The sequence below is a fragment of the Pantoea sp. UBA5035 genome, from assembly GCF_002415245.1.
Classification (GTDB): domain Bacteria; phylum Pseudomonadota; class Gammaproteobacteria; order Enterobacterales; family Enterobacteriaceae; genus Pantoea; species Pantoea septica.
Genome location: NZ_DICD01000008.1, coordinates 107727 through 120340 on the forward strand (window position 1 = coordinate 107727; position 12614 = coordinate 120340).

General features: G+C 62.0%; 13 protein-coding genes and 2 tRNA genes. 9 read left to right on the forward strand and 6 right to left on the reverse strand.

What is annotated here, in order from left to right:
- Positions 1 to 75 precede the first annotated feature (75 nt).
- Together B3229_RS05385 and rutR are read right to left on the reverse strand one after the other, a co-directional pair.
- Complete coding sequence (locus B3229_RS05385; RefSeq protein WP_048782216.1) at positions 76 to 1050, reverse strand: metal-dependent hydrolase; 975 nt, start codon at positions 1048 to 1050, stop codon at positions 76 to 78.
- 42 nt (positions 1051 to 1092) lie between these two features.
- Positions 1093 to 1728: an HTH-type transcriptional regulator RutR gene (rutR, locus tag B3229_RS05390; protein WP_048782218.1), complete on the reverse strand. Its 636-nt coding sequence runs from the start codon at positions 1726 to 1728 to the stop codon at positions 1093 to 1095.
- A 306-nt stretch (positions 1729 to 2034) separates the two neighbouring features.
- Here rutR and rutA point away from each other — a divergent pair, with 306 nt between their 5' ends.
- From rutA to rutG, 6 genes are read left to right on the forward strand one after another with little or no spacing between them, the layout of a single operon-like run.
- A complete protein-coding gene (rutA, locus tag B3229_RS05395; RefSeq protein ID WP_048782220.1) occupies positions 2035 to 3123 on the forward strand; it encodes a pyrimidine utilization protein A in 1089 nt (362 codons plus the stop codon).
- The gene (gene rutB / locus B3229_RS05400; RefSeq protein ID WP_286869998.1) at positions 3123 to 3842 is read left to right on the forward strand and encodes a pyrimidine utilization protein B; all 720 of its coding nucleotides are present in this window, start codon (positions 3123 to 3125) and stop codon (positions 3840 to 3842) included. The genes rutA and rutB overlap by 1 nt, the downstream gene beginning before the upstream one ends.
- Before the next feature lie 4 nt (positions 3843 to 3846).
- The gene (gene rutC / locus B3229_RS05405; protein ID WP_033789402.1) at positions 3847 to 4242 is read left to right on the forward strand and encodes a pyrimidine utilization protein C; all 396 of its coding nucleotides are present in this window, start codon (positions 3847 to 3849) and stop codon (positions 4240 to 4242) included.
- Complete coding sequence (rutD, locus tag B3229_RS05410) at positions 4242 to 5045, forward strand: pyrimidine utilization protein D (RefSeq protein ID WP_286870001.1); 804 nt, start codon at positions 4242 to 4244, stop codon at positions 5043 to 5045. Before rutC ends, rutD begins: the two co-directional genes overlap by 1 nt.
- Before the next feature lie 10 nt (positions 5046 to 5055).
- The gene (rutF, locus tag B3229_RS05415) at positions 5056 to 5580 is read left to right on the forward strand and encodes an NADH-dependent FMN reductase RutF (protein ID WP_048782228.1); all 525 of its coding nucleotides are present in this window, start codon (positions 5056 to 5058) and stop codon (positions 5578 to 5580) included.
- Between the two features lie 42 nt (positions 5581 to 5622).
- The gene (gene rutG / locus B3229_RS05420) at positions 5623 to 6948 is read left to right on the forward strand and encodes a pyrimidine utilization transport protein G (protein WP_048782230.1); all 1326 of its coding nucleotides are present in this window, start codon (positions 5623 to 5625) and stop codon (positions 6946 to 6948) included.
- Here the strand turns inward: rutG and B3229_RS05425 are convergent, their stop codons facing one another.
- Positions 6949 to 7857, reverse strand: coding sequence for a DMT family transporter (locus B3229_RS05425; RefSeq protein WP_286870002.1), 909 nt, complete (start codon positions 7855 to 7857; stop codon positions 6949 to 6951).
- Between the two features lie 152 nt (positions 7858 to 8009).
- Between B3229_RS05425 and wrbA the strand changes: the two genes are divergently transcribed.
- The 3 genes from wrbA to B3229_RS05440 are packed head-to-tail and all read left to right on the forward strand — an operon-like array spanning position 8010 to position 10285.
- A complete protein-coding gene (wrbA, locus tag B3229_RS05430; RefSeq protein WP_286870004.1) occupies positions 8010 to 8609 on the forward strand; it encodes an NAD(P)H:quinone oxidoreductase in 600 nt (199 codons plus the stop codon).
- Between the two features lie 20 nt (positions 8610 to 8629).
- Positions 8630 to 8860 carry a YccJ family protein gene (locus B3229_RS05435; RefSeq protein WP_033751138.1) on the forward strand — a complete coding sequence of 77 codons (231 nt, stop codon included), beginning with the start codon at positions 8630 to 8632 and terminating at the stop codon, positions 8858 to 8860.
- A 51-nt stretch (positions 8861 to 8911) separates the two neighbouring features.
- Positions 8912 to 10285: an NAD-dependent succinate-semialdehyde dehydrogenase gene (locus tag B3229_RS05440; protein WP_286870005.1), complete on the forward strand. Its 1374-nt coding sequence runs from the start codon at positions 8912 to 8914 to the stop codon at positions 10283 to 10285.
- A 56-nt stretch (positions 10286 to 10341) separates the two neighbouring features.
- On the opposite strand, the gene agp is transcribed toward B3229_RS05440, so the two are convergent.
- The 3 genes from agp to B3229_RS05455 form a co-directional block, all read right to left on the reverse strand.
- Complete coding sequence (agp, locus tag B3229_RS05445; RefSeq protein WP_048786958.1) at positions 10342 to 11994, reverse strand: bifunctional glucose-1-phosphatase/inositol phosphatase; 1653 nt, start codon at positions 11992 to 11994, stop codon at positions 10342 to 10344.
- Between the two features lie 236 nt (positions 11995 to 12230).
- Positions 12231 to 12318, reverse strand: a tRNA-Ser gene (locus B3229_RS05450).
- A gap of 67 nt (positions 12319 to 12385) precedes the next feature.
- Positions 12386 to 12473, reverse strand: a tRNA-Ser gene (locus B3229_RS05455).
- Between the last annotated feature and the right edge of the window lie 141 nt (positions 12474 to 12614).

Consider the following 12614-nt stretch of genomic DNA (forward strand, 5'->3'; position numbering starts at 1 on the left):
AACGTGCGGGAGGCATCAACCGGGAGAGCAACGCGCTGAACCGCACCTCAGGGAGGAGGTGCGTCATTGCCGCTTTTACAATCGCTCCCCAATTTTTTTAAAACTCTGCCCCAGGGAAGGACGCGCGGAAGGCAGCCGCTCAGGATGCGCGGCGGGCGACTGCGGCGTGCCCAGCCCGAAGGTAAAGGTATACCTTCCCTCTTCCCCCATGCGTAAATCGGCAATAAGCGTCTGCCCATCCTGCTCGCGCAGCGCATAGAAGCCGTGGCTGAACCAGGCGACGCGCTCCGCATACCAGCTGCCCTGCAGCGGCGCGAACAGCGCCGTGTGTCGCGGCTGCCAGCGGATCTGCAGCGGCCGCGTCGGCGACAGCAGCGACCACCAGGCTTCGCCATAGCGATCGCCGTCGATAATCACCGCGCGCCACACCAGCGTATTAAACGCGGTTGGCGTCACCAGCACCTTCTCGTCGGACACCTTCTGCTGCGCCAGCGATTGCCCGATCTGCCAGCCTGCCACGCCCTGAATCGCCACGCTCCAGGCGAGATAGAGCGTGCTCAGGGTTAATCCGACCCGATTCCAGCGCAGACCGCTGGCGCCGCCGCGCCGCAGCGCTACCGCGAGGCAGATTAGCAGCGGCAGCGTATAGAGCGGATCGACGATATAGATGCTGCCGACGGCGAAGGGGTGATCGGTGAGCGGCAGGCCAAGCTGCGTGCCGTACACCGTCATCAGATCCAGCAGCGGATGGGTAATCAGCGCCAGCCAGATCGCCAGCCACCACTGCTGCCAGCTGACTCCGCGCCGGAACAGGCCCGCGATAAGCCAGGCGAGCAGCGGCGAAGCCAGCGTCAGCCACAGCAGCGCATGGCTCTCGGTGCGGTGCAGCGTCATATTGCGGATGGCGTCGCCGTGATCGATAAACACATCGAGATCGGGCAGCGTGCCGCAGACGGCGCCCACCGCCGCCGCCTGCCAGAGCGGCGTCCGGCGGCCCATCGCCGCGACGCTGACCGACGCGCCCAGCAGCAGTTGCGAAACAGAATCCATCGATAACTCCGTGGCAGAGCGGCGGCGCCAGCCGCCAAAAAATTAGCGCACGCGGATCCCTTCGATGATCATGCGCTGCACGTTTTCGACCGTTTCATCAAAAAACTGGGGATCGCTCAGGGTCTGCCCGGTAATCGCCTCGACCTGGCTGGCGAAATCCGCATAGTGCTGCGTCGCCGCCCACAGCATAAAAAAGAGGTGCTGCGGCTGGACGCCCGCCAGCCGCCCTTCATTGATCCAGCGCTCAACGATTGCCGCCTTATCGTCCACCAGCTGTTTGAGATCGCCCGCCAGCTCCCCTTTTAGCAGCGGCGCGCCCTGCAGCATCTCCAGACAGAAGAGCCGCGACGCCTGCGGATGATCGCGCGACACCTCAAGCTTAAGACGGATATAGCGGCGGATGGCGCTGAGCGGATCCATATCGTGCTGCAGCGCGCGCAGCGGCGCCAGCCAGACGTCGAGGATCTCTTTCAGCACCGCGATATAGAGCGTTTCTTTCGAAGGGTAATAGTAGAGCAGATTGGTTTTCGAGACGTCGGCGCGCTCGGCGACCTGATCGAGACGCGTGCCGTGAATACCAAACTGAGAGAAAAGCGCCAGCGCGGCCTCCAGAATGGCGGCGCGTTTCGCCGCAGTCGCGCGCGAACGTCGCGTCGGTTTTTTTTCATCGGTTTTCACAGCGTTACCTCATTCCTTAAGCGTACTGGCATCATAGCAAAGCCGCTCTCCCCTGCCCAACCCGGCCGCTGCACCTTTTTTGTTCAGCTTGCCTGCAAAACGTGCAGAGATTTTTGACCAGATGGTCCATAACGGACCAGCCATTCCACTTTTCTTCCTCCTGTTATGTTTAACCTTCTGTTAAATATGTTCTTTTATTTTGTGGCACAACCTTTGCAAATTTGTCAGCAAGCGCCGCCATCAGGGATGAAGCAGGATGCCGCGCAGCGCACCCCATCATTTTTCACCTGGCAAAGAGGGTTTGACATGAAGATTGGCGTTTTTATTCCGATTGGTAACAACGGCTGGCTGATTTCTACCCACGCTCCGCAGTACAAACCGACGTTCGAACTGAACAAGGCGATCGTACAAAAGGCGGAGCGCTACCACTTCGACTTTGCGCTCTCGATGATCAAGCTGCGCGGCTTCGGCGGCAAAACGGAATTCTGGGATCACAACCTTGAATCTTTCACCCTGATGGCGGGCCTGGCCGCGGTGACCTCGCGTATCGAGATCTACGCCACCGCCGCCACGCTAACGCTGCCGCCCGCCATCGTAGCGCGCATGGCGTCGACCATTGACTCCATCTCCGGCGGCCGCTTCGGCGTCAACCTGGTGACCGGCTGGCAGAAGCCGGAGTATGAGCAGATGGGCATCTGGCCGGGCGATGACTACTTTAGCCGCCGCTACGACTACCTGACGGAGTACGTTACCGTGCTGCGCGACCTCTGGGGCAGCGGCCAGTCCGATTTCAAAGGTGAGTTTTTCACCATGAACGACTGCCGCGTCAGCCCGCAGCCGCAGAAGCCGATGAAGGTGATCTGCGCCGGTCAGAGCGACGCGGGCATGGCCTTTTCCGCGCAGCATGCCGACTACAACTTCTGCTTCGGCAAAGGGGTCAATACGCCGGCCGCCTTCGCCCCGACCGCCGCGCGCATGAAGCAGGCGGCAGATAAGGCGGGTCGCGACGTTGGCTCCTACGTGCTGTTTATGATTATCGCCGCCGACAGCGACGAGGCGGCGCGCGCCAAATGGGAGCACTACAAAGCAGGCGCCGACCAGGAGGCGCTCGCCTGGCTGACCACGCAGAGCCAGCAGGACAAGCGTTCCGGCAGCGACACCAACGTGCGCCAGATGGCCGACCCCACTTCCGCGGTCAATATCAATATGGGCACGCTGGTCGGCTCTTACGCTAACGTCGCGCGCATGCTGGATGAAGTGGCGCAGGTTGAAGGCGCCGAGGGCGTGCTGCTCACCTTTGACGACTTCCTTCAGGGCATTGAAGATTTTGGCCAGCATATCCAGCCGCTGATGCAGTGTCGCAGCGAGATCAATGACAACAGAGAGGTGGCCTGATGAGTACCGTTTACTGCGCCCATGCTTCCGCGCTGCCGCAGGTTGAGCTGCCTGCGCGCCCGGAAGCGATCGCCTTCCCGCCCACGCAAAGCGCGCTGATCGTGGTCGATATGCAAAATGCCTACGCTACGCCCGGCGGCTATCTCGACCTGGCCGGCTTCGACGTCTCCGCCACGACGCCGGTGATAGAGAAGATTGCGCAGGCGGTCGCCGCCGCGCGCGCGGCTGGCGTGCAGATCGTCTGGTTCCAGAACGGCTGGGATAACCAGTATGTTGAGGCGGGCGACGCCGGTTCGCCGAATTTTCATAAATCCAACGCCCTGAAAACCATGCGCAAGCGCCCTGAGCTGCAGGGCTCGCTGCTCGCGAAAGGCGGCTGGGATTATCAGCTGGTGGACGCGCTGCAGCCGCAGCCAGAGGATATCGTGCTGCCGAAACCGCGCTACAGCGGCTTTTTCAACACCCCGCTCGACAGCATGCTGCGCAGCCGTGGCATTCGTCATCTGATCTTTACCGGCATCGCCACCAACGTCTGCGTGGAATCGACGCTGCGCGACGGCTTTTTCCTCGAATATTTCGGCGTGGTGCTGGAAGACGCCACCTACCAGGCGGGCCCGCTCTTCGCCCAGCAGGCGGCGATTTTCAATATCGAAACCTTTTTCGGCTGGGTCTCCAGCGTCGACGCCTTCTGCGAAAGCCTGCAAGGTCATAAGGAGTAACGCCATGCCGAAATCTGTGATTATTCCTCCGGGCACCGCTACGCCTATCGCCCCTTTCGTGCCGGGGACGCTGGCTGACGGCGTAGTCTATGTGTCCGGCACCCTGCCGTTCGATAAAGAGAATAACGTGGTGCATATCGGCGACGCTGCCGCGCAGACGCGCCACGTGCTGGAAACCATTAAAACCGTGATTGAAACCGCGGGCGGCACGCTCGACGACGTAACGTTCAACTCCATTTTTCTTACCGACTGGCAAAATTACGCCGCCATCAATCAGGTCTATGCCGAGTATTTCGCCGGCGATAAACCGGCGCGCTTCTGCATTCAGTGCGGCCTGGTGAAGCCCGACGCGCTGGTGGAGATCGCCAGCGTGGCGCATATCGGCAAGCGGGAGGCGTGATGCATCTGGAGATACTGGGACGACAGGATCCCGCCGCGCCGACGCTGGTGCTGGCTTCCGGCCTCGGCGGCGTAGCGGGCTTCTGGCAGCCGCAGCTGGCGGCGCTGAGCGCGCGCTATCGCGTGGTGGTTTACGACCAGCGTGGCACCGGCCGCAGCGCGCAGCCGCTGCCCGCCGACTATTCGATGGCGATGATGGCGGCCGAACTGGCCGAGGCGCTGGCGCAGCGCGCTATTACGCGCTTCGGCGTCATCGGCCACGCGCTCGGCGGCCTCGTCGGGCTTCAGCTGGCGCTCGATTACCCCGAACGCGTCGAGCGCGTGGCGGTCATCAACGGCTGGCTGCGGCTGCATCCCCATACGCGACGCTGCTTTCAGGTGCGGCAGGATCTGCTGCTCAAGGCGGGCGTCGAAGCTTTCGTGCGCGCGCAGCCGCTGTTCCTCTATCCGGCGGAGTGGATGGCGCAGCATCAGATGCGCCTCGCCGAAGAAGAGGCGGCGCACCTTGCCCATTTTCAGGGGCGCGACAACCTGCTGCTGCGCCTGAACGCCCTGATGCGCGCCGACTTCGCGCCGCTTGCCGAACGCATTCAGCAGCCGGTGCTGGCGATCTGTAGCCAGGACGACATGCTGGTGCCCTGGAGCTGCAACGGGGAGCTGGCGGCTGCGCTGCCCAACGCGCAGCAGATCGCCATGTCCTGGGGCGGACATGCCATGAGCGTCACCGACGCCGACGGATTCAATTCGCTGCTGCTGCAGTGGCTTAACAGAGGCGAAGCCGCGCCGCAGCGCGCGGCGAGCTGAGGAGATAACCATGAGCACCCTTACCCTTACGCCTGAGATCGCGCTGGTCGAGAAGCAGGCCTTTCGGGACGGCATGGCGCGCCTTGGCGCCGCCGTTAATATCATCACCACCGACGGCCCGGCGGGCCGTGCAGGTTTTACCGCCTCCGCGGTGTGCAGCGTCACCGATACGCCGCCGACTCTGCTGGTCTGCCTGAATCGCTCAGCCTCGGTATGGTCGGTGTTCGACGCCAACCGCCAGCTTTGCGTCAATACTCTGGCGGCCGGTCAGGAGGCGCTCTCAGGCCTGTTCGGCGGCAAGACGCCGATGGAAGCGCGCTTTCAGGCGGCGCAGTGGCGCACGGCGGCGACAGGTTCGCCAGTGCTGCAAGGGGCGCTGGTCTCATTCGACTGTCGCATCAGCGACATTACGTCGGTCGGCACCCATGACGTGCTGTTTTGCGAAGTGCTGGCGCTGACGTTTAGCAACGAAATGCACGGGCTGGCCTGGTTCGATCGCGGCTATCTACCGCTGCAGCGGCAGGACGCCCGCTAATCCGCCCTGCGCGGCCTGATACCACTCTTTCTGGAGATAACGATGGCGAGTTCCTGGTTTCCTCAATGGCGTAAAAAGTCGGCGGTATCGGACGGCGGGCTTATCGCCCCGGATGAGACGCTGCCGTTTGGACAAACGGCGATCCTCGGCCTGCAGCATGCGGTGGCGATGTTCGGCGCTACCGTGCTGATGCCGCTGCTGATGGGGCTGGATCCCAATCTGGCGATCCTGGTGTCAGGCATCGGCACCCTGCTCTTTTTTGTTATCACCGGCGGACGCGTGCCGAGCTATCTCGGTTCCAGCGCGGCCTTTGTCGGCGTGGTGATCGCCGTAACCGGCTTCAACGGTCAGGGACTCAACCCGCATCTCAGCGTCGCGCTCGGCGGAGTCATCGCCTGCGGCGCGCTCTATATGCTCATCGGCCTGCTGGTGATGAAGGTCGGCACGCGCTGGATCGAGCGTCTGATGCCGCCGGTGGTTACCGGCGCCGTGGTTATGGCGATCGGGCTGAACCTCGCGCCCATTGCGGTGCACAGCGTGGCGGCCTCCGGCTTCGACAGCTGGATGGCGGTGATGACCGTGCTCGCCATCGGACTGGTGGCGGTCTTTACCTACGGGATGGTGCAGCGCCTGCTGATTCTGGTGGGGCTGATCGTCGCCTGGGCGATTTACGCGCTGCTGACCAACGTGCTGGGCTTCGGCAAACCGGTCGACTTCAGCGGCGTGGCGCAGGCCGCGTGGTTCGGCATGCCGCAAACCACCGCGCCCAGCTTCGATCTTCAGGCGATGGTGATGATCGCGCCGGTGGCGATTATTCTGGTGGCGGAAAACCTCGGCCATCTCAAGGCAGTCGCGGGCATGACCGGCCGCAATCTCGATCCCTGGATGGGACGCGCCTTTGTCGGCGACGGCCTGGCGACCATTATCTCCGGCTCGATCGGCGGCAGCGGCGTCACCACCTACGCGGAGAATATCGGCGTGATGGCGGTCACTAAAGTCTATTCCACGCTCGCCTTCGTGGCGGCGGCAGTCATTGCGCTGATCCTCGGCTTTTCACCGAAGTTCGGCGCGCTGATCCATGCGATTCCCGCACCGGTTATCGGCGGCGCCTCGATTGTGGTCTTCGGCCTGATTGCGGTCGCGGGCGCGCGCATCTGGGTGCAGAACCATGTGGACTTTAGCCAGAACGGCAATCTGATTATGGTCGCCACCACGCTGGTGCTGGGCGCAGGCGATTTTTCTCTCAAGATCGGCGGCTTTACCCTGGGCGGTATCGGCACCGCCACCTTCGGCGCGATTCTGCTTAATGCGATTCTGCGCCGGCGCGGCGCGGCGCTGGCGGAGCGTCCGGCGCGGCAGCAGGGATGATTATTCGCGCGGCGCCTCGGGCGCCGCTTTTTTTCGCCTGAGCTTCAGCTCGCTGACGATAACGCCGCAGACGATCAGCGCGCCGCCGAGAATGGCCGCCGCAGGCAGTCGCTCTCCAGCAAGACGCCCTACCACGCCCGCCCAGACCGGCTCGCCCGCGTAAATGACCGTGGCGCGCGTCGGCGAGACGCTGCGCTGCGCCCAGTTCATGGTGACCTGAATCAGCGCGCTGGCCGCGCCGAGACCCAGCGCGCTCAGCAGCAGCGTCGGACTGAGCGCCGGCATCGACTCGCCGTTCGGCGCCATCAGGGCGAAGGCGCACAGCGAAGCGACCGCCAGCTGAATCAGCGTTACGCGGCGCACGTCTACCTGACCGGCGAAACGGCTAATCAGGATGATCTCGGCGGCGATCGCCAGCGTGCTGAGCAAGGTGGCAATTTCGCCCTGGTTAAGGCTGATGCGGCCATCCTGCGGCCCGGCCACCAGCAGCAGACCGAGAAAAGCGAGCAGTATGCCGCACCACGCCATCACGCCCGGCGGCCGCCGCAGAAACAGCCACTGCAGCAGCGGCACCACCGGCACGTAGAGCGCGATGAGAAACGCGGACTGGCTGCTGGAGATGGTCTGCATGCCCCAGGTTTGCAGGCCGTAGCCGCCAGCGATCGACAGGCCGATCAGCGCGCCGGCGATCAGCTCCTGCCGCGTGGTGCCCGCCAGCGCGCGGCGAAAGACGCAGGCAAGGATCAGCGCGGCGGTGGCGAAGCGCAGGCCGACGAAGAAGAACGGCCCTGAAACGGCCATCGCGCGATGCACCACCAGGAAGGTGCCGCCCCAGATCATGGTAATCAAAATCAGCACCAGCTCTTCGCGCGATACGCGCAGTGTCAGGGTGCGGGAAACGTCCGACATATCTCACCTTCAGCGATTTAAGGGCGCCATTGTGCGCAGGTCGCGACCTGAATGCAATGCATCAGAAAAACCGCAAATTTTGCGATCTCGCCGCAGGGCCAAAAAGCTCTTCTATACTTCTGCTTAGGTTTTCACATGCTGAGGAGAGCGCAATGGCCAGAATTTTGGTGCTTTATTACTCAATGTACGGACATATCGAAACCATGGCGAATGCGGTAGCGGAAGGCGCGCGTCGCGTTCCGGGCGTCGAAGTCGACATCCGGCGCGTGCCGGAAACCATGGACGCCGAGCGTTTCGCTCAGGTGGGCGGAAAAACCGACCAGGCGGCCCCGGAAGCAACGCCGGACATATTGCCGCAGTACGACGCTATCCTGATCGGCACGCCGACGCGCTTCGGCAATATGTCCGGCCAGATGCGCACCTTCTGGGACCGCACCGGCGGCCTGTGGGCATCCGGCGCGCTGCACGGCAAGGTCGGCAGCGTCTTTACCTCGACCGGTACCGGCGGCGGTCAGGAGCTGACTATTACTTCGGTCTGGACCACCTTAGCGCACCACGGCATGGTGATCGTGCCGATTGGTTACGGAACGCAAGAGCTGTTCGATATCTCGCAGGTGCGCGGCGGCACGCCTTACGGTGCCACTACGCTGGCGGGCGGCGACGGCTCGCGTCAGCCCACGGAAGCGGAACTGAATATCGCTCGCTATCAGGGCGAACACGTTGCCGGTCTGACGGTAAAACTCAAAGGGTAAGTTTCATTAAGGAGAAAAGTATGTCGAACGATCAAGCGAAAGCACACCACGTTGGCGAATGGGCCACGCTGCGCCACACCTCGCCGGAAATCGCCGAGGCTATTTTCGAAGTGGCCAACTATGACGAAAAGCTGGCGGAGGAGATCTGGCGTCAGCAGGGTAACGACGAAGTGCTGTTTCGCGCCTTTGACAAAACGGAAGCCGACGTGCTGACGTGGGACGATACGCCGGTAGAGCGCAAAAATATCTGATTGCGAGGCGGGATTTCCCGCCTCACCTTTTTTACTGACCAAGGAGAATCTATGTCTTCCTATCAGAGCATTAACCCCGCCAATAATCAGCTGCTGAAAAGCTGGCCTTCTCACGACGCCGCTGCGGTAAGCCAGGCGCTGGACACCGCCGATCGCCTGTTCCACTCGTCGTGGAGCAAAGGGGATATCGCGCCGCGTCTGCAGGTGCTCGCCAGGCTGGCTGATTTGATTGAAAGCCGGGTTGACGAGCTGGCCGCCATCGCCAGCAAGGAGATGGGCAAGCTGATTGGTCAGAGCCGTGGAGAAGTGAAAATTTGCGCGCAGATCGCGCGTTACTACGCCGACCATGCGGCAGAGATCCTTAAACCGCAGCCCTACCCCAGCGAACTGGGCGAGGCCTGGGTCGAGTATCATCCCATCGGCGTGCTGGTCGCCGTCGAGCCGTGGAACTTCCCTTATTATCAGCTGATGCGCGTGCTGGCGCCTAACCTGGCGCTGGGAAATCCGGTGCTGGCGAAACATGCCAATATTGTGCCGCACTGCGCCGACGTGTTTGCAAAGCTGGTTATTGAAGCGGGCGCGCCGGAAGGCGCCTGGACTAACCTGTTTATCAGCAGCGACCAGGTCGCCGAGCTGATTGCCGACGATCGCGTGCAGGGCGTCGCCCTGACCGGTTCAGAACGCGCCGGCAGCGCCGTAGCGCAGCAGGCGGGCAAATACCTGAAGAAATCGACGCTGGAACTGGGCGGCAACGACGTTTTTGTCGTGCTTGACGACGCCGATATCGATGAAGCGGTGCGTCAGGGCGCGCAGGCGCGGCTCAGCAACTGCGGTCAGGTCTGCACCGCCGCCAAGCGCTTTATTCTGCACGAAAAGATCGCCAGCGCCTTTATCGATAAGTTCAGCGCGGCGCTGAAGGCGGCCCGCCTGGGCGATCCGCTCGACGAGCAGACCACGCTGGGGCCGCTCTCTTCCAAAGAGGCGCGCGATCGCCTGGCGAAACAGGTCGACGAGGCGGTGCGGAACGGCGCGACGCTGCTGATCGGCGGCAAGCCGGTCGAGGGCGTCGGCTGCTACTTCCAGCCGACGATCCTGACCGATATCCGCCCGGATAATCCTGCCTACTATGAGGAATTTTTCGGACCGGTGGCGCAGATTTATGTGGTAGGCGACGACAACGCCGCCGTTGCGCTGGCAAATGACTCTCACTACGGCCTGGGCGGCTCGGTCTGGACGCAAGACAGCGCGCGCGGACGCCGACTCGCCTCGGCGATCGAGACCGGCATGGTGTTTATTAACTCGCAGAGCGATACCTCAGCCGAGCTGCCGTTCGGCGGCGTGAAGCGCTCCGGCTATGGCCGCGAGCTGTCGGACCTGGGTATCAAAGAGTTCGCCAACCAGAAACTGGTGGTGGTTGCAGGCTAATCCGCCTCGCCCATAAAAAAACCCCGCTGAGGCGGGGCTTTTCATTGGAGCGGGTTTTACTGGGTGACGGCTTGTTTCGCGTCGCTGTTCTGCGCGGATTCTACCGGCTTCTGCGCGGGCACGTCGGCAGGTTTAACCGCGTCGGCTTTGTCTGCCGCCGCTTTATCCGCGGCGGCCTTCTCGGCAGCCGCCTTTTGCGCCGCAGCGCGCTCTGCCTTCGCTTTCTCCTCGGCCGCTTTCGCCTTCTCTTCTGCAGCTTTCGCTTCAGCCGCTTTTTGCGCGGCGGCTTTTTCCGCTGCCGCTTTGTCCGCAGCAGCTTTATCAGCGGCGGCTTTATCGGCAGTAGCTTTATCGGCAGCAGCTTTATCAGCGGCGCCCTTACTGGCGGCCGGTTTATTCTCCGCCGGCTTAGCGGCATCTTCAGCCGCCGCCGCGGTCGGCTGCGCGGCCGGCTCCATCGGCGTGCCCTGCAGCGCGCCGTTCAGCGCCTGAGCGAACTGATCCCAGCTGCAGTAGCCATTGCCGTCGGTCGGACAGCCTTCCAGCTGCAGCGTCACGCGCTTCGGCGGATTCTTCAGGCTCAGCACTTCGCCGTCGCGCAGCTGATCGGCGGTCTGGTAGACATATTCCAGCTTCAGCAGATCTTTATTGTTTTTCGCATCGTGCCAGCGTTCGAACACCAGCTGGCCGCCGATAGGCGTATTTTCCCAGGTGCCCGGCAGTTCATAAGGCTTAACCTGCAGCGCGCTCAGCAGCGAGGCGATATTCGAGTCGTGTCCGACCATCAGGGTGATTTTCGGCGCATTGGCTTTGTCCTCATCCACCAGCTGGCTGCGGATGTAGTCCACCAGCGGCGCGGCGACTTCGCGCGCGATGTCCGGGCTGGTGAAGAGCGCGTCCTGATAGCCGTTTTTGATCGCCGACAGGGTTTTCCACTGCTCTGGCGTTTTGATCTGGCCCCAGGCGACCTGCTCAAGCGGGAAGCCTTCATAATATTGCAGCGTGAAGGCGTCCATCAGCGAGTTGCCGACTTTCAGCGGGCCGCTTACGTTCGGCTCTTTGCCGTTTTCGGCGCTGAAGACGTTATCACCGCTGCTTAAATCGCACTGTTTTTTGTTGTTGCAGGCCGGCGCGGATTTGTAGTCGACAATCTTATCCAGCTGCTGCAGCGCAGGCTTCAGCGCCAGCTTTTCGTTTTCCGCCGTCATCGCCGCCAGCGCTTTCTTATTAAAGGCTTCGCTGTCGTCGGTGATCACCGGGTTAAACACCGGATCCATAGTGCCCATGGCGTCCTGATGGGTGACGGCGATATCACAGCCGGGGAACGCGCCGTTAACGAAGAACTGAGCCGTCGCGACGGTGCGCTGCAGGCTGTTGGCGTAGACGAAGACGTTGCTGCTGTCGGGACAGCTGCCGTTCTGCACCAGGCCCTGCTGCGCCAGCCACTGACGCGTATAGTTGCCCATGTAGACTTCCAGCACGCCGCCTTTGGTGGTGAGCTGTCCGCCCGGCACGCTCCACTGCGGCCAGCTTTTCTTCGTCGACTGTTCCAGCACGCTGCCATTATCGGCCAGCGGCGCGCGCAGGTTGTGGCGGCTAAACATCAGTACCTGTTGCAGCTGCATGTCGCCTTCAGCCGCCTGGGCCGCCATGCCAATCGGCAGCGCGGCGAGCACCGACAGTGCGCAAAGACTCAGTTTCTTGATCATTGTGCCTATTCCATTTATTCAGTAGAGAAACACTCTGGCTATCAACCGATTAGCTCTGATCAGAGCATAGTGGCCCACAGTGTAACCTAAGCTGGCCGCGAAATGCGCCCGATGTTTGCAAAAACGTGAATGGACTATAGCAGAGCAGGCCGAAAGCAGCCTGTGAAGCGCAGTGCGAGTAGCGGTCGAAAGGCAGAAATGCAACAGGCCAGCACATTGTGCTGGCCTGTCTGGTGTGGCGGAGGAAGAGAGATTCGAACTCTCGGATGGTTTCCCATCGGCGGTTTTCAAGACCGCTGCCTTAAGCCGCTCGGCCATCCCTCCGGGGTGATGCTTTTCACATCGGCAAAACGACATTGCCGCATTGCCTGTTCCTGCCTGAGCAGGAAAGTGGCGGAGGAGGAGAGATTCGAACTCTCGGATGGTTTCCCATCGGCGGTTTTCAAGACCGCTGCCTTAAGCCGCTCGGCCACCCCTCCGCAATGAGGCGCACTATAAACATCCCCCCGAAGGATGTAAAGCCTGTACGAATTCATTCGCCTGAAAAACAGCCAAAACGGCGTTATTCGTTGGCGAAATCGCCATTCCGCTCAGAGAAACAGCGATTTATCGCGTAAAGA